The 19,159-nt window shown below is 46.7% G+C and carries 14 protein-coding genes; 6 read left to right on the forward strand and 8 right to left on the reverse strand.

The genetic code is table 11. From position 1 onward, the window contains the following. Nucleotides 1-123: 123 nt before the first annotated feature. Both mnmE and QT992_RS03980 read right to left on the reverse strand, forming a co-directional pair. Nucleotides 124-1,509, reverse strand: coding sequence for a tRNA uridine-5-carboxymethylaminomethyl(34) synthesis GTPase MnmE (gene mnmE, locus QT992_RS03975; protein ID WP_333322037.1), 1,386 nt, complete (start codon nucleotides 1,507-1,509; stop codon nucleotides 124-126). 129 nt (nucleotides 1,510-1,638) lie between these two features. Beyond that, on the reverse strand, nucleotides 1,639-1,848 hold the full coding sequence (locus QT992_RS03980) for a hypothetical protein (RefSeq protein WP_333283038.1): 210 nt from the start codon (nucleotides 1,846-1,848) through the stop codon (nucleotides 1,639-1,641). Between the two features lie 360 nt (nucleotides 1,849-2,208). On the opposite strand from QT992_RS03980, the gene QT992_RS03985 reads away from it, so the two are divergent. Together QT992_RS03985 and QT992_RS03990 are read left to right on the forward strand one after the other, a co-directional pair. Continuing rightward, a complete protein-coding gene (locus tag QT992_RS03985; protein WP_333335959.1) occupies nucleotides 2,209-4,407 on the forward strand; it encodes a tetratricopeptide repeat protein in 2,199 nt (732 codons plus the stop codon). Further along, nucleotides 4,364-6,799, forward strand: coding sequence for a tetratricopeptide repeat protein (locus QT992_RS03990; RefSeq protein WP_333376586.1), 2,436 nt, complete (start codon nucleotides 4,364-4,366; stop codon nucleotides 6,797-6,799). Before QT992_RS03985 ends, QT992_RS03990 begins: the two co-directional genes overlap by 44 nt. Nucleotides 6,800-7,135: 336 nt before the next feature. Here the strand turns inward: QT992_RS03990 and QT992_RS03995 are convergent, their stop codons facing one another. The 4 genes from QT992_RS03995 to QT992_RS04010 all read right to left on the reverse strand — a co-directional run bounded on the left by QT992_RS03995 (nucleotide 7,136) and on the right by QT992_RS04010 (nucleotide 13,053). Further along, entirely contained in the window at nucleotides 7,136-8,569 is a 1,434-nt protein-coding gene (locus QT992_RS03995; protein ID WP_333335956.1) for a protein adenylyltransferase SelO family protein, read from the reverse strand. A gap of 672 nt (nucleotides 8,570-9,241) precedes the next feature. Continuing rightward, nucleotides 9,242-11,731 (reverse strand): GH116 family glycosyl hydrolase, encoded by a 2,490-nt coding sequence (locus QT992_RS04000; protein ID WP_333335954.1) that lies wholly within the window; start codon nucleotides 11,729-11,731, stop codon nucleotides 9,242-9,244. Nucleotides 11,732-12,106: 375 nt separating this feature from the next. Further along, nucleotides 12,107-12,466 (reverse strand): Uma2 family endonuclease, encoded by a 360-nt coding sequence (locus tag QT992_RS04005; RefSeq protein WP_333335951.1) that lies wholly within the window; start codon nucleotides 12,464-12,466, stop codon nucleotides 12,107-12,109. A 41-nt stretch (nucleotides 12,467-12,507) separates the two neighbouring features. Beyond that, the gene (locus QT992_RS04010) at nucleotides 12,508-13,053 is read right to left on the reverse strand and encodes a gamma carbonic anhydrase family protein (protein ID WP_333335948.1); all 546 of its coding nucleotides are present in this window, start codon (nucleotides 13,051-13,053) and stop codon (nucleotides 12,508-12,510) included. A gap of 106 nt (nucleotides 13,054-13,159) precedes the next feature. On the opposite strand from QT992_RS04010, the gene QT992_RS04015 reads away from it, so the two are divergent. Both QT992_RS04015 and QT992_RS04020 read left to right on the forward strand, forming a co-directional pair. Further along, nucleotides 13,160-13,669, forward strand: coding sequence for a TIGR02652 family protein (locus QT992_RS04015; RefSeq protein WP_333245117.1), 510 nt, complete (start codon nucleotides 13,160-13,162; stop codon nucleotides 13,667-13,669). A 215-nt stretch (nucleotides 13,670-13,884) separates the two neighbouring features. Continuing rightward, nucleotides 13,885-14,322 (forward strand): VOC family protein, encoded by a 438-nt coding sequence (locus QT992_RS04020; RefSeq protein WP_333335945.1) that lies wholly within the window; start codon nucleotides 13,885-13,887, stop codon nucleotides 14,320-14,322. A 301-nt stretch (nucleotides 14,323-14,623) separates the two neighbouring features. On the opposite strand, the gene ctpB is transcribed toward QT992_RS04020, so the two are convergent. Next, nucleotides 14,624-15,943 (reverse strand): carboxyl-terminal processing protease CtpB, encoded by a 1,320-nt coding sequence (ctpB, locus tag QT992_RS04025; RefSeq protein WP_333335941.1) that lies wholly within the window; start codon nucleotides 15,941-15,943, stop codon nucleotides 14,624-14,626. Between the two features lie 196 nt (nucleotides 15,944-16,139). Between ctpB and QT992_RS04030 the strand changes: the two genes are divergently transcribed. After that, nucleotides 16,140-16,985 (forward strand): hypothetical protein, encoded by an 846-nt coding sequence (locus QT992_RS04030; RefSeq protein ID WP_333335938.1) that lies wholly within the window; start codon nucleotides 16,140-16,142, stop codon nucleotides 16,983-16,985. Nucleotides 16,986-17,181: 196 nt separating this feature from the next. Here the strand turns inward: QT992_RS04030 and QT992_RS04035 are convergent, their stop codons facing one another. After that, a complete protein-coding gene (locus QT992_RS04035) occupies nucleotides 17,182-17,751 on the reverse strand; it encodes an rRNA large subunit pseudouridine synthase E (protein ID WP_333322168.1) in 570 nt (189 codons plus the stop codon). 267 nt (nucleotides 17,752-18,018) lie between these two features. Between QT992_RS04035 and wecB the strand changes: the two genes are divergently transcribed. After that, nucleotides 18,019-19,131, forward strand: coding sequence for a non-hydrolyzing UDP-N-acetylglucosamine 2-epimerase (wecB, locus tag QT992_RS04040; RefSeq protein WP_333335997.1), 1,113 nt, complete (start codon nucleotides 18,019-18,021; stop codon nucleotides 19,129-19,131). The last annotated feature ends 28 nt before the right edge of the window (nucleotides 19,132-19,159 follow it).

Below are 19,159 nucleotides of genomic sequence, written 5' to 3' on the forward strand. Positions count from 1 at the left end.
CAAAGAGTGAAATTCTGTGTTTCATAAACGGTGAAATTCTTGTGGAGTGGGCGTCCCGCCCGCCCTAAAAATACAACTTAAAGGCGAGACAGCTTACCTATTTAATTTACTCTTTTCCTATTGCTATTTGCCAATGCAAAATCTGCTAAATATTCTGTCGAGCACTGATTCTGTCACTTCTTCGCCCGTAACTTCCCCCAATGCTTGAATTGCACCGCGCAAATCTATTGTCCAAAAATCTAAAGGCAATTTATAGCTAATAGTATCTGTACATTGTTCCAGAGAAATTTTAGCTTTAGTTAACGCCGCTGCTTGTCGCTGGTTGATTGCTAAGTCTGAGTTGGCTGCTTGCAAATTTCCCCCGCTGACAGCATCTAAAATTGCTGTTTCTAAGTCTTCTATGCCTCGATCCAGGGCTGCTGCTGCGGTAACTCTACGGTGAATTTCTGAGGAAAAAGGTAATTGGGGGATGGTGTTTACTAAGTCGATTTTGTTGATAATTATAATTAGCGGGCGGTGTTTTACTTGTTCGTAAATTTCCGAATCTTCCTCTGTCCAACCAGATTCCGCGTCAATTGTCAACAACACTAAATCGGCTTGTTTTGCTGCTGCGCGCGATCGCTCAACGCCAATCTTTTCTACCTTGTCTTCGGTTTCTCGAATGCCTGCAGTATCGAGCACCTGCACCGGAATGCCGCCCACAACTAGCTGCGATTCTACCACATCTCGCGTCGTACCGGGCAAATCCGTGACGATCGCCCGATCGCTCTTACTCCACGCATTCAACAAACTCGATTTTCCTACATTCGGCCGCCCAACAATCGCTACTTTCAAACCAGTTCTCAACAATTCGCCGCGATCTGCCGTCGCCAAAATTGTTGACAATTCCTCCAAAACATGATTTATTTCCAAAGATGTTTTAGCTTCATCTAAAGGCGGCAAATCTTCCTCAAAATCAATTCTTGCCTCAATTTCTGCCAGCACGTCCAAACAAGTGGTTCTCAATTTGCGAATTGGCTGCGCTAATTTTCCCTGCAAACCAGCCAAAGCACTTTGTGCAGCAGCGGGCGATTTTGCTCCCACCAAATCTGAGATACTTTCAGCTTGAGTTAAATCGAGCCTCCCGTTCAAAAAAGCCCGCAGCGAAAACTCTCCCGGCTGCGCCAATCTCGCCCCATTTTCCAAACACAACTGCAAGACTTGCTGCACGGCCATAATACCGCCGTGACAGTGAAATTCCACCACATCTTCGCGAGTAAAAGAACGCGGTGCTTTCATGATTAACAATAAAGCTTCATCGACTAATTCTTGAGTTTTGGGGCGACGGATGTGGCCGTAAAGAATGCGGTGAGACTCCCATATTTGCCGTCCTGGGGCGCGAAACAGAGTTTCGGCAATTTTTAAGGCTGCGGAACCGGAAACTCGCACAATGCCGACGCTGCCTTGTTGGGGAACTATGGCAGTGGCGATCGCTGCGATCGTTCCTCCTTTTGTTAGTGATTCAGACATTTTTAATTACTCTAAGTAGAAGGAAGAAGGAACAAGGAAGAATATTTATATAGCAATTAATTGAAATTTTTAGTTTTAGTCAAAATGATTTAATTGCATTCCAATGCCTAACTTTTACTTTTTTTAGTGTCACGCAATAGGTTCTCCATCTTCTATTGTGTAAATATCAGGTTCGTCATGCAAAAAGTCAAAACCGCCACCGCTTTGAGCAAGCTGCATAAGTTCCTGAGTCGAAGGGTACGGGATGTTTTCTAGTAATTTGTCCGTAATCGCTAATTGCTCGTCTGCGGAGAGAGATAAGATAACTTGAATTAGGGAGTCAACCAGTTGTACGTTCATTTTAAGTCATCTGTTGCTCGGTTACTAAATTATACTATAAGTTCAGGGTTTGCATCTACAGTCAACGGATACGGGCAGCAGACTGGGACTAATCTTAATGCTATAGTCCTCGACGCAGAAATTGGTTTTTTTACGGAAATACTGCATCCCGGCTTTTAACACTGCGTCCAGGACTGCTCAAATTCAGACAAGGCTCAAAGTTTGGGCGATCGCCTTTAAATTGCCAGCACCTGTAGTCCTACTACTGGCGATTTCTTCGGCGGCTTGGCACACCGGAATCAATAGCTAAAAGTTGGACACCACAGTGAGCTCTTCTGATTTTATGCGATAATGGAAAATTGATAGGGTAGAGGGCAAAGCATGATTGGTCAACTTCTAGACAGACGTTACCGCATCATTAAAGTCACAGACTCAAGTGAGGTGGGAAAAACTTATCTAGCAGCAGATACTCACCGTCCCGGGTATCCGCAATGCACGGTTAGAGAAATGCGACTCCCCGGCACAAGTTCGCAAACTCCCGAATTAGTCAAAGTTATATTTCAAAGAAACGCAGAAATAATTGAAAAATTGGGAAAACATGACAAAATTCCCGAATTATTGGCGTATTTTGAGGAAAATCAAAGTTTATACTTAATTGAAGAATTTATTGCGGGCTTACCTTTAAGTCAAGAACTAATACCCGGTCAACCTTGGGATGAAGACCAAGTAATTGGTCTGCTATCAGAAATATTAGAAATTTTGGTGTTCATCCACGAGAAGGGTTTTATTCACCGCAGAATTCAACCAGACAGAGCGATCCGGCGCGAGTCAGACGGCAAATTTGTATTGGTAGACTTTAGCTTAGACAAAGAAATTAACCCGGAACTTGCTAATTGTCATTTGTTGTCGCAAACCTCCCCGAACTCTGTTAAACGGCATGAGGCAAAAAAACAGGATTTGGCGGCTCAGGAGTTATACGTGCCGATCGAGCAATTGAGCGGCAACCCCCGTTACAATAGCGACATCTACGCTCTAGGTACGATCGCCCAGCTTGCCGTCACAGGACTTTCACCCAACGAACTGAGTGCCTTAAAAAACAACAAAAACGAAATTCCCTGGCGAAACCGGGCAACTTGTTCGGCAGCCCTAGCAGATATTATCGATCGAATGGTGCGCCCCGACTGCGAGGAACGCTATCAAGAGGCCGCCGAAGTTTTAGCAGACCTCAAACAAATCGCCGTAAAATTGGAGGTTGAGCCGCCGCCAGCCACAATCATCACGGACGCTATGAGTCAACCGCGAAGACAAAGCCAAACCAAACTGCTGCTGTTGGCTGCAACAGCGGCAGCTTTAATCTTGACGGCACTGATAATTTACTTTTGGCAGAGTCAAAGTCCGGCGAGGTCAAAAGAATTGTTAGCCCGCGGCGTTATCAAGGCGCAGCAAGGTGACACAACAGGCGCGATCGCCGATTATACTCAAGCGATCGCCCTGAATGCCAGCGATGCGGAAACTTACTACAAGCGGGCAAACGCTCGCTACGACATGGGCGCAACCGAGCAAGCAATACAGGATTACACGCAAGCAATTAAAGTCAATCCTAGCCACAGCAAAGCTCTCTACAATCGAGGTATGGCCCGCCTCGACATCGGCGACAAGCGGGGGGCCGTGGAAGATTTCACCCAAGTAGTGCGACTCAATCCCAGCGACGGTGAGGCATACTCTCAGCGGGGTTTAGCCTACTACGATTTGGGCGACTACCGCACAGCAATAGAAGACTACACTCAGGCAATTCGGCTCACTCCCAACGATGCTACAGCTTACAGCAATCGGGGTTTAGCTCGATCGGCTGCAGGCGACAAAACAGGAGCAATGGCAGATTTTACTCAAGCCATTCAAATTAGCCCCCAGCAAGCTGGCGTATACTACAGTCGTGGTCGAGCCAGGTTTAATCTGGCAGATTATCAAGGAGCGATGGAAGATTATACTAAGGCGATCGAATTGCAACCCGATCTCGCTGATGCTTATACCAATCGGTGCAGCGCTTACTTGAATTTGGCTACCTACGACAAAGCGATTGCAGATTGCACCGAAGCAATTCGCCTCGCTCCAAAAGATGAAGCAGCTTACAACAACCGCTGCATTGCTTATCTGAATTTAAAACAATTTCAAAAAGCTAGCGAAGATTGCAGTTTGACGATCGGACTCAACGGCAACAATCCCAAAGCATACAGCAATCGAGGATTAGCTCGATCGGCTTCGGGAGACAAGCAGGGAGCTTTAGAAGATTTTACTCAAGCAATTCGACTCAATCCCAGCGATGCAGTAGCATACAGCAATCGCGGTACTATTTACTCAGAACTAAAAAATTACCCTTTAGCGGTTGAGGATTTCGCTCACTCGCTGCGGCTCAACCCCAACAATGCTAGCGCTTTTTACAGCCGAGGCCTCGTCCGCCGCCAACTCAAAGACCGTGCTGGGGCGATCGAGGATTTTCAGAAAGCTGCCACCCTCTTTCTCGAACAAGGAAGAGCCGATGGTTTCCAAAACGCACAAGCACAAATCAACGACCCTAAATAAACTATTACTCATCAGTCAGATGTTAAAAAAAGAAGAAATAAGGAAGAAGGAAGAAGAAAAAAGGCAGAAGGAAAAAGGCAAAAGGAAGAAAGAAGAAGGCAACATTACCAACTCCCCCTTACCAACTCCCCCTTACCAACTCCCCCTTACCAATTCCCAATTACCAACTCCCCGTTACCACTTCTCAATTATAGATATGAACATGGTTGGTCAACTTTTAGACAGGCGTTATCGGGTAGTGCAAATTCTCAGTTCAGGAGCTTTTGGACAAACTTATTTAGCTGTCGATACTCGCCGCCCTGGCCACCCTCAATGTGTAGTCAAACAACTGCGCCCTCCCAGCAACACTTCCACAGTTCTCAAAACAGCTTACCGCTTATTTAAACAAGAAGCAGAAATATTAGAAAAGCTGGGAAAACACGATCAAATTCCATTTTTACTCGCTTATTTTGAAGAAGGAAATCAATTCTACCTCGTCGAAGAATTTGTGCCCGGACACGCCCTAAATAGGGAAATTGTGGCCGGTCAACCTTGGCGGGAAGAACGAGTGCTGGATCTGCTGGAAGAAGTGTTACAACTTCTCGGCTTCGTACACTCTCAGGGAGTGATTCACCGCGATGTTAATCCCTCCAACTTAATCCGCCGCAAACCCGACGGCAAATTAGTTTTAATTGACTTCGGCTCGGTTAAAGAAGTTGCAAATCAAGTCAGCGAGCACGATACAGAATTTCCGCGCACCATTGCTACTGGAACTCCGGCTTATATGCCGATCGAACAATTTCAAGGCAACCCGCAATTTAGCAGCGACATCTATGCAGTCGGGATGATGGCCGTCCAAGCTATCACGGGTTTGCCCGGTACGGATTTGCCCAAATTGCAAGATCCGAGTCCTTCTCACACGGGGGAAATTGTGTGGCGAAACCGAGCTCAATGTTCTGTGGGACTAGCCAATATAATTGACAAAATGGTCTGTCACCAATTTGGCAAACGCTATCAATCGGCTGAGGAAGTTTTGGTAGCTCTCCGCAAGTTGAGACACCGCCAAGAACCGGGGAATACGGCTCAAAAGAAAAGTATTTCTCCGAGGTTACTGTCTTCGGATAGTTTTTCGTCACGTTTGGGAAGTCGATTTTGGTTGATGATTTTGGCGGGGTTCGGGGCGGCGATAGTTCTGCTATTTCTGTTTAGTTATTGGAGCCGCCCGAATCCGATTAAAGCTAAGGAATATTACGAGCAGGGAGTGGAAAAGTCTCGCAATCAAGATGCGGAGGCAGCTTTGCAGGCTTTTAATAAATCAATTCAATTGAATCCTAAAAATGCTGAGAGTTTTTATAGGCGGGGTAATGCTAATTATGATTTAAAAAAGTATCAAGAAGCAATTGCGGATTATTCTCAGGCGATCGCTCTCAATCCTAAATATTTTCAGGCTTATTTTAACCGCGGGCTAGCCCGTCACGATTTTAACGACAAGGGCGGGGCGATTGAGGATTACACTCAAGCTTTGAATCTCCAGCCCAATGATGCTGATACATATTATGAAAGAGGAGTTGCTTATTTAGAAATGCAAGATTACAAGGCGGCTATTCAGGATTTTACCGAAGTAATTCGGTTGCAGCCGAACCTTGTTAAAGCTTATCATTCGCGGGGGTTGGCTCGCGCTGGGAGCGCAGATTTGCAGGGGGCGATTGGAGATTATACTGAAGCAATTAAACTCGATGCTAAGAATGTTGATGCTTTTTACAGTCGGGGGAGAGCTCGCTTTCACCTAGGAGATTATCAGGGAGCTTTGGCGGATTATTCTCAGGTAATTGCGATCGATCCCAAGAGTGGAGATGCTTACGCTAATCGTTGCAGCACGCAGTTGAATTTGGGAGCGCATCAAGCGGCAATTGACGATTGCACTCAGGCAATTTCGCTCAGCGAGGAGGATGGGGTTCCTTACAACAATCGCTGCATTGCTTATTTAAATTTGAAGGATTATCCGAAAGCAATTGCCGATTGCACTCAAGCGCTGACAGTGAATCCGAATGATTTTAATGCTTTTAACAATCGTGGTTTAGCTCGCAGCGCAGGGGGTGACGCGCAGGGGGCGATCGCAGATTTTACAGCAGCAATCGGGTTCAATCCCAACAATGCGGAAGCTTACGCCAATCGGGCGAAGATTTATCAGGAGTTAAAGAATTACAATAGTGCGATCGCAGATTACGTGCAAGCTATTCGGATCAGTCCGAATTATGCTGCTGCTTACTACGGTAGAGGTATGGTTCGGCGCTCATTGGGAGACAAAGCAGGAGCAATTAGCGATTTAGAAAAAGCCGGCCAAATGTTCCTCGATCAAGGACTTACCGGCGGTTACAAAGATGCACAATTTGAGATTGAAAAGCTGAAGTAGTCATTAGTCATTAGTGATTATTTCTCGATATTATATTTTTATCGATCAAGGATTTATAATCCAATACGCTTGGGTTAAAACTATTTATTCCGGGCTAGATCCCCCTAAATCCCCCTTAAGAAGGGGGACTTTGAGTAATTTCTTGTCCCCCCCTTGTAGGGGCGGTGCGACCCCTACTCCCCGTGCCCGCCCTTGGCTAGGGGGGATCGAGCTTAACTGAACCGTATTGATTTATAATCTCAGATTGCGTAAGGGCTGGTTCCCCCTAATCTTTAATACCAACAGAAACTGCTGGTTAACCTGCCCCGGAACGCTATTAATTCAAGCTATTATCAATCAATTTTCTGGGTCTTGAAGTCGTTTAACCAATTCATAAAACGGTTCCCAATTATCCTCAATAGCAATGGCCTCCCAAACAGCCTCAATCGTCGGTCTCAACAGCGATTGTTCGGGATTGTGCCTCCGCAAACAGTCCGCCATTTTATCCATATCATCCGCCGAGAAACTTTGCAAAACGTGATAATAAAACTGTCGCCAAGGTGCTATCAAGTCCGCCGGTTCCGCCTCAGCAAAAATTAGACTAGCATCATCTCGCCAAGTGCGATCGAACTGTCTTCGCAGTTCAAAAAAGAAATCGTGATAGGCTACTTGAGACTCCGCCAGCATTTTAATTGTCACCTTCAACAACTCATCTCCCTCAGCTTCTGGCAAATCCTCAAATCCCAATCTATTGAGCATCAACTGCCGATAAGCTGCATTATAATAATCGCCAAACTTTGCCAAACCCGCATCCATATCAGCTTGAGGAATCGCCGCTGCTAGCGGTTCCTGAAGCTTCTCTAAATTGTCCCTACAAATTAACGGTTGATTGCCGTAACAATACAGACCGTAATGGTCGAAATAAGCTGCTGTAAATTCCGGCTTGTAAGTTGGGATAAAAGCGAAAGGCCCGTAATCGAAACTTTCTCCAGTAATCGACATATTATCAGTATTCAGCACAGCGTGGCAAAATCCTGCTGCCATCCACTGAGCGACTAATTCAGCTACTCGCTTGACTAAATCTGCATAAAACAGGGCGTACTTTTCCTGCGGCGAAACACCCGCATTACTTGCTTCTAAATGCAGTTCTGGGTAGTAATATTCAATAACAAAATCTAAAAGTTTTTTAATTAAATCCGGGCGGCGGATATAGTGCAACCTTTCAAAAGTTCCAAACCGGATGTGAGAAAGACTGAAACGCACCATTACGGACGATCGCGTCGGAGATGGTTCGTCGCCCCGCCACAAAGCATCCCCAGTTTCAACTAAACTAAAACAGCGAGATGTGCGAACTCCCAACCGGTGCAAAGCTTCCGCAGCTAAAACTTCGCGAACTCCCCCTTTGAGAGTGAGTCTACCGTCACCGCCCCGCGAGTAGGGAGTGCGGCCGGAACCTTTAGTACCGAAGTCGTAAAGTCTGCCGTCAGTCCCGCGAACTTGGCCGTATAAGAAGCCTCTACCGTCGCCTAAATTGGGGTTATATGTGTTGAATTGATAGCCGTGATAGCGAAGTGCCAAAAAAGGGCGGACACAGTGAAATTCGCCGAACGCTTCTATAAAATGTTGGTCGGTTACTTGTGCGGGGTCTAAACCCAATATTGGCAATAATTTGTCGTTGCGGAAGCGGAGAATATGCTGCGGAAAATCTGCAGCCGGGACTTCATCAAAATAGTCGCCACCGAGGGATTCGAGGGCGGGTTCGTAGTTGAGGGAAAGCAAAGGATTTGACATTTTTCTATTTTATCTTGAAATTGGCGATCGCTCCAAATTATATACGGGTAAGGTGCCCACTGTATTGGTGTCAACAATTGCCTCATACCCTTTGTCTCCCTCGTTTATAGACGAGTTCGATCCCCTCCCATCTCCGGGCTTTTTCATGCTCAAATTTTAACCAAGCTAAAGTTTGAGCATGAAAGATTAATGTTTTCCTCGAAGGCAAAAACTTTTTACGGTTCATTTTAGTGAGAGTTTAATTAACGGTTTTCCTTGCTAAAAATGGAGTTGATCTCATATCCGATTGACCATAATATCCCGGTCGGGCGGGTTTTTGAGATTGTCAATTATTGGCCGATGTTGTTGGTGAACCCGCCCCTACCTGATTTCGGGTAATCGACGGGACATGAGATGAAGTCTTAAATTTTTTAAAGTTAAGTGGGATTCACCAGCTAATATAGTAATCTAAATCATTTGTGAATTTCTTACTCCCTCCCCGCGGGTTCGGGGAGGGTCAAAAGATTACAACTCCTGCAAGGATTGCTATATACCTTTTCCCTGAGATATTGCACCATTCTCAAGAACGGGCTCTTCGGCCCGTTCCACAAAGAATGAGTTTTCTTGTGGAACAGGCCGAAAAGCCTGTTGCTAAACAAGTAATTGAGAATGGTGCAAGATGTGAGTTTTCCCCTATTTAAAATTCGTCAACACCCCGTAAATTGCCCAAATTGCCATCGCCCGCAAATAGTGACTCGCCCGAAAAGTCCCCCCCGCCGTAATCGCTTCCGGCGTGCGAAACTGCAACCCATTTTCATAAATCTGCTTCACCACAGCATCCGTCAATTTAAATGCTTTATCCTCCATCCCCATCTGTACCAAAAAAGCGGCCAACCCAAAATTAATCCCCGTCCAAACTTCCAAAGGATGAGTTGCATTGGGATTTTCCGGCGAACCGTTCAGCATCACTCCATTCGCCGCACCGAACTCCCCCTCATTGAACTTCAAAAAGCAAGATTCGTACACAGTTTCTAAAGCACTGACTGCACATTCCGGCGGCACAATATCCGGCAATCCTAACAGTTTCGCGTAAAATTGACCGCACAGTTGGTCGGCCATCACCACTTCGGAATTACTCTCGCTGTCCAAACGGTAATATTGACCGTTCCACAGTTTTTCTTGATAGCTAGGTCTTGCTTGTAGCAGCCAACTGTGATATAATGCTATCTTTGCTTGAGGGTTAGGAATTATCTCCGGTGCTGCATCTTCCAAGATTTCGCCGATCGCGATCGCAGCCTCCAGCGCCGCCAACCACAAACCCCCGCAATACGCACTTATCCCCCGCATTTGCCAGTCATCAAACGTCTGATCCGGTGCTCCCGAATTCTCAGGAATTCCGTCCCCATCCTCATCAAAAGTTTTCAGATAAGCCAAAGCCTCAACAATTGCCGGCCAACACTCTTGCAGAAACTCACAATCTGTGCCACCAGTCAATAGGAAATCCCGATAAACCTGCAACACAAAATCGCAAGGCAAATCCTTCCACAAATTGCAATCTTGATAGCTAGTATAATTCGTTTTCTCCCAAGGATGTTCGTTAGGAGCACCCAAATCGTGCGGCGTCGCACCGACAGCTTTTCTAATAGCCGAAGCTTGATTCCAGCCAATAATTCTCGGCGTATCGTCTCCGGCTGAAATTGCCCTAGCGAACGCTAAAACCACCGACTTTTCCAAATCCGGCCACAGCATCAACAAAGCAAAAGAACCGTAAAGGCGCACGTCCAAACTTTCATACCAGCGGTAATCAATGCACTCCAAAACCGCAAATTGACCCTTTGGATCGCGTTCGTCAGCCGCACTCCACAGAGTACCGCCGTCTGTCAGGGCGTATAACTCGTTAAACAAAGCCATTTTAAAACTGTCTGACAAATCTTTTCGTTCTAAAATGGGTTTTTGCCAAGCTTCAATATTTTCGCGCCAAGTATCCGAATGCTTCATTGCAGTGCGAATAATCGGCCAAGCATTTTTGCCGTTGCGGCCGAAGAAATCTGTATAGCGGCGGTAGTACCAAACTCCCGATGCAAACTCAGTAACGGGCAAATCCCAAGCTATAATAAAGGGGATTTTGCGAGTTTTTCCCGGTCGAATAGTAAAGCGAACTGCGATCGCACAAGCCAACTGTTCTCCTGCTGCTGCGGCTGTCTCGTCTTTGTCATCCAACAAGAAACCTTCAGTAGAAAAGTTGCGCCAAATATCGTCGCCATTCCCCGCCGGGTTCCAGCGAGTTTGATAGAATACCTCTACGGCCGGATTAGTAATAGTTGCGATCGCCCATTGTCCATCCCCCTCTTGCGGTTCGTCCTCAGCAGTCAACCGCGTCATCACGCAACCGATGCGGTGGAAATCTTCCACCAACAAATTCATATTTCCGCCGCTTTCTCCCCACCGGGATTGATAATCATAAAATGGACTACCATCATCTCGAACCATCACTTTCGGCGACTTGTTGGCATTAGTAAACCAACCAACAATATTCTCCCAAGTCAGCATGATGCTGAGAGTAATCGGCGCATCTGTAGGATTGTGCGCCACCCATTCAAACATGGCTACTGGGTAACTGCTTTCCTGATAATTCTTCGGCAAAATTGGCGAAAATTGCTCGCAGCTTAATTGAGCCTCAAACACATTTTCGTAAACAAACCAACTGCGCGGATACAAAGCATGATAAGTACCAGAATTAGACTTTACCCCTCTCCCTTCATCCTGGTGTATTCTATCCGTTACATCCGTTACAAAATCCGCTGCCGAACTTCCTTCTTCCTTATTCCTTATTCCTTCCGATGGATACCATTTCCAACTAGATAAACTACCATCACTAGGCGGTTCAGTGGACAGTGCAAAAGCTTGTTTCTTGCCTTGAGTTTCTTCAAAAATGCTGAACTGACAAGCGGGCAAACTGCGAAAAATGTGCTCCCCGCCGTCAATGTGCCAGAGGTTGAAGTCGCCACGGGACGATCGCCCGATGCAGCCGGCACCGAACCCGCCCAGAGGCATTCCGTGCCAGGGGCCGTCGTCGAGATTGCTTGCGTAGCGGACTGTATAGGGATTCTCCCAACCGAGGCCGATGGGACGTTTCCAGGTGTGCGGGGGGATGTTTGGATTGGATGTGCGATCGTTCTTCATGTGATTAATCTTAGCGCTCGATCGAGCTTGACAATTTTTTTATTTAATTTTAAACTTTTATCGCTGGAACAAACCCCGATATTTCCGAAGATTGTTGACTGTTGATTGTTGACTATCAAGCAATTGGTTTCTGGTTCGCCGGCTTCATCAATTCTCCAATCTAAAATCTCAAGTCTAAAATCTAAAATCGCTCGACTGTTGATTGTTGATTGTTGACTATCAAGCAATTGGTTTCTGGTTCGTCGGCTTCATCAATTCTCCAATCTAAAATCTAAAATCGCTCGACTGTTGACTGTTGATTGTTGACTATCAAGCAATTGGTTTCTGGTTCGTCGGCTTCATCAATTCTCCAATCTAAAATCTAAAATCTAAAATCTAAAATCGCTCGACTTCTACCACAAATTTAATAGATCGTCCCAGCGTAATCACAGGTTCTCTTTCCCAGAGAGGTTCGCTGACAAGGGCGGTTTCATCTAATACGACAATATCGGGACGGCGGGCAGTAGCTGCATCTGAAAATGGACGTATCAAACAAGTACGGGGAATGAACCAAGGTAGTTTTTCGGCTGCGATGGCGATGCCGATTTGAGTTGCTAGTTTACCGCTGACGGTTTCGTGGGGGCCTGTGGGTTCCATGTCAACTAATTCTCCGTCAGCGAGCTCGTAGCGGAAGTTGTCACAATATCGATCGAGGAATGTTTCAAAAGTTAAGATTTTTGGCGCAGTGTAAGCCATTGGAAACTAATAGTTTGTTGCTAAAAATCTTATTCTATCAACTAATCAAATCCCAAATCCGAACCTTTCCCCGCGTGAACCAGAGCCAACTTTTCGTAACGCTTAGCGTGTTCCACCAACTCGGCCGCTTCTTCCTCAGAGACATCTCGCAGGCGTTTGGCAGGCACTCCCGCAACTAGCGTGTGAGGGGGAACGTCCTTGGTGACAACCGCCCCTGCACCGACGATAGAGCCTGTTCCCACCCTGACTCCGTCCAGGACGATCGCCCCAATCCCGATCAGGCAGCCCCGTTCAATGTAAGCTGAGTGAATCACGGCTCGGTGTCCCACTGTCACGAAATCTTCCAAAACAGTCGGTTTTCCCGGATCGCCGTGCAGAATTGCTCCATCTTGGATATTGGTACTTGATCCTATTGCAATTCGCTCTATATCCGCCCGCACCACCGCCCCGTACCAGATACTAGCGCCTGCAGCCACCTCTACCCTGCCGATGACAACAGCGCCTTCAGCGACAAAAGCCGCTTGGGACAGATCGGGCCTGGGCCAAGAGGAAGGAAGTGCAGACTGAGATTCGTTGAGATTGCTCATTAGTTGGTCGATCGTTATACTTCAAGCAGATTAGCTGGTTGTTGATACGGGATATAATAAGAGTATTTGGGACTTTTGCAGAGAAAATATGCTGGGACGCAAATAAATGATTGAAGTTGCCTTGCAATACCCGATGTTTGGCCCGGAAATTCAGTGTCCCCACTGTCGCCAAACAATTCCGGCTCTAACGCTCACGGATACCTATTTGTGTCCGCGTCACGGGGCATTTGAGGCAGATCCAAAAACGGGGGAACTGGTTCACCTTCAGTCTGGGCGGCACTGGCGCCGCTGGGAGAATGAATGGTATCGCCAGCACACGCACCCGGACGGGATTCGGTTTGAAATTCACGAAGCGCTCGATCGACTTTATACTCAAGGCTACCGAGCAACTCGCGTGATCGTTGCCCAACGCTATCGGGACTTAATCAGCGCTTATTTGGAACGCAGCACCCCTTGGCGCGGCCAGTCGGAATCGCCCCGGCCGAGGCTGTACGGTTTGCCTGTGGATTTTAGCCCCGATCCTCAAGAGGACCCTTGCTGGGAAGTGATTAATTTTGATTTGGAAAAAGAGCCGGGAGTTCCGGTTAGATATCCCTATTTTCGGTTGTTTGAATAGTTATTAGACATCTCCCAAAAAGACAGTTTTGAACAGGCAAGATGCCTGTTCCACAATAATTATGGGAGAGGTCTATTCGTTATTAGTCATTAGTTATTTGTTGGTTGTCATTTGCCCAAGGTTTTTTAGAATGTTTTGGCGATAGCAACCAATGCCCAATGCCCTGTTTGGCCAATTCCCCAATCTAAAATCTAAAATCTAAAATCTAAAATCGAATGCACCACGCCTCGATTCGCACTGCTAACATTCACCGGGCGATCGCCTTTTACGAACAGTTGGGATTTACTGTGAGCGATCGCTTCACCACAGGTTACACCCTAGCCTGTTGGATGGAAGGTCTCAACGGACGCATCGAACTAATTCAAATCCCGGAACCAAAACCCGCACCGGATGCTTTTGGAGACGAGCATTATGTTGGATATTATCATTTATCTTTCGATTTAACTGAGGCGACAACTGACTTACCTAGCTGGTTGCAGTCTCTGAAAGATCGGTTTGAGGAAGCTGCTAAAGACCAACCAAACCAGTTTCAAGCTTTGAAAGTTTTATTAGAACCGACTCAACAGGCGATCGGGCAAAATGTTTACGAAGTAGCTTTTATTGCCGATACAGACGGTTTGCCCTTAGAGTTTATCCGGCGCATGAATGACTAATTAACTCAGAGCTAAAACACCTCAAAAATCCCATCAGCGTCCATCTGTGTTCATCTGCTGATATCTGCGGTTAAAAAATTCCCATCCCACTAATGTGCTTTAATCAGGAGATAAATTCACCAATAACTTAAGTAGAAGGAAGAAGGAATAATGCTCATAGAGCAAGCTTTTCAACCATCTGCATCTTACATTAAATCACCTAAATTTACTTAATAACCCATAACCATAAGCATAAAAACAAAACCCGCTGACGCGGGCTTCATCTTAATCCTTATGGTTAATAAATTACGGTTTCAACTACTTACTTTTTAGGAACAAGAGCCTCATTAGCGGTTACGGGAGGGGGAGACGAAGCGGTAGTTCGCAAAAGTGCGATCGCCTGCGCGTAAGCAGGATCGTCCTGAGTCGCAACCAACATCGGTTTGTTAGCTAATTTCAGCTTTTGTTCGTCGGTGATTTCCACCTTAACATCGGGAGTAACGCCCTTGTGGCTGATATCCGTACCGTTGGGAGTATAGTAGTGAGCGATCGTCACCGCCAATCCCGAACCGTCAGCCAAAGAATGCACCGACTGCACCAAAGCTTTGCCAAAAGTTTGGCCGCCCATCACAGTTGCGCGCTTGTTGTCCTTCAGAGCACCGGCCAAAATCTCGCTGGCGCTGGCCGAGTTATCGTCCACGAGCACCACCAAAGGCTTGTCAGTGAGCGCAGTGCGATTTGCCTTCATTTCCTGAGAATCGCCCGCGCGATCGACTGTGCGGACGATCGCCCCTGTATCCATCCACATCCGAGCGATATCAATGCTCACTCGCAGCAAACCGCCGGGATTCCCCCGCAAATCCAAAACAAAAGCGTCAGCTTTCTGAGCCGAGAGCTTTTTAATCGCCGCCTCCATTTGTTCGCCCGCGTGGGAGCTAAACTCTTGCAAACGGATGTAACCCACATTCTTACCGCCTTCATTTTTGAGGCTGTAGCGAACCGCTGCTACCTCAATTCTCGCCCTAGTCAGAGTAATGTCAAATTCGCTTTTGCCCTCACGAGCAATCCGCAGCGTGACTTTCGTGCCTTCGTCGCCCCGAATTACCTGAGCCGCATCCGAGACAGTCATGCCTTTGGTAGTTTTGCCGTCAATCACCAAAATCGTATCGCCCGCTAGAATCCCTGCCTTCAGGGCCGGGGAATTTTCCATCGGCTCGACTACCCTAATCGCTTTCGTTTTCTCGTCTTCTTCCAGCCTCATCCCCACCCCTGTCAGTTCCCCAGAGGTTTGATTCGTCAGCGCTTCGTACTGCTTCGGGTCCATGAAGCGCGTGTACTGGTCGTCCAACTTCTCTAGCGCTTTACGGAGAGCGGTGTAAGCAGCTTCGCGAGAGGTATAGTTTTTGCTCAACAGTTCTTGGCGGGTCAATTGCCAGTCAGTCTTGTTAAAGCTGCCATCAACATACTCTCGGTTCACAATTTGCCAAGCTTCGTCTAAGACAGCTTTGGGGCTATCTTGAAGCTCGGCGCGGACTGATTGACTCAGCCCGGGAACGAGCAAAGATATCGAAGCGGTTGTTGCCATCGCCCCACTGAACAGGGCTGCCTGTAACTTAGAAAAGCGTCTGCGGGCTTGATTCATTGAATTTGGCTCAATTCGATTTTAGATTTTTGATTTGAGATTTTATATTGCTAAAAAATCTCACACTACTACTTAAACTATTGTGTGGAGGCTCCACCATCCCTTTGGACAGTTTAACGAGATTTTTAGTCGATCGCCAACCAATTATTACTCTCTTTCAATAAACTTAATTTAAAACTTGGATTTATAAAGTGCCGTGGAAGCTAAAATCGAACAATTTTCGCGTAAGTGGTTGAGCCTGCTCGTTAATGGAGCTATCGGTCTAGCAGCGCTGGCGGGGGTCGTCGCCATGCAGTCTAGCGGGCAGTTGGGCGGAATGTCCCCAGTTGGCGTTCAGGGGCAAAAGTCGCCCTCTGCAATGTCTGCTGCCAGTTTCAAGCAAGCCGCACAGCAAGAAGCGCAGCAAGAAGCCCTGCGGCTAAAAATGCTCAAAACAATCCCTAGTTTTGGGTTTGACAATTTAATTGCAGATTGGACATTTCTCAAATTTTTGCAGTATTTTGGGGACGACGAAGCGCGAGATGTAACGGGCTACAATCTCAGCCAAGATTATTTTGACATAGTTACGCGGCGCGACCCGCGGTGGGCTGACATCTACCTGTTTCTTTCCACAGCTATTTCTTTTTATCAGGGAAAGCCTGAAACTGCAGTTGAGTTTATAGAGCGGGGTACTAGCGCCCTTGCCCTTTCGCCACAAATTCATTCCCAATCGTGGATAGTGTGGCGAACTAAAGGTATTGATGAGTTGCTGCTGTTGGGGGATATTCCCGAGTCAATTCGCTCTCACGAAATGGCCGCTGATTGGGTGGAAAAAAACCCGGAATGGTCGAAATTGGCGCCGATGTTTCGAGCCACTGCTGAGTATTTGCGCCGAGATCCCGATAGCGTGCCGGTGCGGTTTAATGCTTGGAGTACGGTTTATGCTCAAACAACTGATAAGTTGGTGCGTCAAAGGGCGAGACAAGCTCTTGTCAAGTTGGGAGCTCAGGTGCAAAAAGATAAGGATGGAAACGAGAGTTTTATTTTGCCGCCTCGAAAGTAAGCAGAAGGAAGAAGGAAGTTCGGCAACGGATTCGCAAGGGCGGATGTAACGGATGTAACGGATGTAACAGATTTCAGTCCGATGGAAGTCGGAAGAAGGAAGAAGGGAAATGCAGTCGCAGTAATAGTTTCAGATATCAAGAATGTCCTAAATGTCAAGGCGGTTGACTGTAATTCCCCAATCTAAAATCTCAAATCTAAAATCTCAAATCGGCTTGAGTTAGTTCCCGCCATTCACCGGGTTTGAGGTCTTCGAGACGCAAATGCCCGATCGCACACCTAACCAGCCGCAGCGTCGGAAACCCTACTGCTGCGGTCATCCTGCGGACTTGGCGGTTGCGGCCTTCTGTGAGAGTCATTTCCAGCCAAGCTGTCGGCACGTTTTTGCGAAATCGAATCGGCGGTTCGCGGGGCGGCAAAGCGGGTTCTTCTAACAATAATTGCACTTTTGCCGATCGAGTCCGATAATCTTGAATTGTGACACCTGTCTGCAAAGCGGCGATCGCACTTGCATCAGGAATTCGTTCAACTTGCACCCAGTAAGTGCGGGGATGAGCGAATTTCGGGTCACTAAGTCGGTGCTGAAGGGGCCCATCGTCGGTTAGCAGCAACAAACCTTCACTATCGCGATCGAGCCTTCCTACTGCATAAATGTTAGGAATAGGAATATAATCTTTGAGAGTGCTGCGTTTAGCTTCCCCTGAGTTGTCAGTGAATTGAGTTAAAACATCATAGGGTTTGTAAAATAAAATGTACCGATAGGGCATAACAAATTAACGCTTAAAAATCTACGATTTGGTTTTAATATTAACTGAATAGGTATCAACGGAGATATTGCATCATTGTCAATTACCTATTTAGGAACAGGCAAGATGCCTGTTTCACAATAAAATTGAGTTTTTGTGGAACGGGCATCTTGCCCGTTCTTAAGAATGGTGAAAGATGTGAGTATAAACTGATATCCTGCACCAAGGTCAAAAACAGGCAAGATGCCTGTTCCACGAAATATGAATCAACTTACATCTAATTTTACCATGCCCGAAGCCACACACCGCGTTTGCATCGTCTTAGGAACTCGCCCGGAAGCGATTAAACTAGCCCCAGTAATTCAACTCTTCAAAAGTTCGCCCACCTTTGACACCCAAGTAATTTTAACCGGTCAGCACCGAGAAATGGTCGAGCAAGTAATGCGAATGTTCGATCTAAAAGCCGATCGGGATTTAGCCATTATGCAGCACCAGCAAACCTTGACAGATATTACATCCCGGAGTTTGCAGGGTTTGGAAGCATTGTTTAAAGAATTGCAGCCCGAAATCGTCTTAGTTCAGGGCGATACAACGACAGCATTTGCCGCTGCTTTGGCTGCATTTTACCAGAAAATACCCGTAGGTCACGTAGAAGCCGGATTGCGGACAGACGACGTGTTCAATCCTTACCCCGAAGAGGCTAACCGACGGTTGATATCTCAACTCACAAGGCTGCATTTTGCCCCGACAGAGCTGGCTGCGGAGAATTTAGGGCGATCGGGCGTTTTGGGAGAAATTCACCGCACAGGCAACACAGTAATCGATGCCTTGCTTTCTGTCGCCAAACGCCAACCAGAATGCAACATTCCTAACTTAGATTGGAGCAAATATCGCACTATCTTAGCAACTGTTCACCGTCGCGAAAATTGGGGAGAACCCTTAGCAGGAATTGCTAAGGCATTTCTCCAAATCTTAGATAAGTTTCCCGATACAGCCTTGCTCTTACCTCTACATCGAAATCCCACAGTCAGAGAACCTTTGCAAGCTCTTTTGGGCGACCATCCGAGAGTCTTTTTAACTGAACCTTTAGATTACGCCGAATTAGTAGGAGCGATTCAGAGATGTCATTTAATTTTAACAGATTCCGGTGGCTTGCAAGAGGAAGCACCTAGTTTGGGCAAGCCTGTTTTAGTATTACGAGAAACCACAGAAAGACCAGAGGCAATTTCCGCAGGCACCGCTAAACTTGTAGGTACTAATTCTGATATAATTTTCACAGCAGCGGCAGAATTGCTCAGCAATTCCGAAGCATACAACGCAATGGCAATGGCAATTAATCCCTTTGGTGACGGTTTGGCCGCCTCGCGGATTTTGAAAATTGTTGAAGAGTATTTTAGTTAGCTACCGTTCGATCATTCGGCATAAGTGC

Source organism: Microcoleus sp. T3_D1, assembly GCF_036700405.1.
In the GTDB taxonomy this organism is placed as follows: Bacteria; Cyanobacteriota; Cyanobacteriia; order Cyanobacteriales; family Microcoleaceae; genus Microcoleus.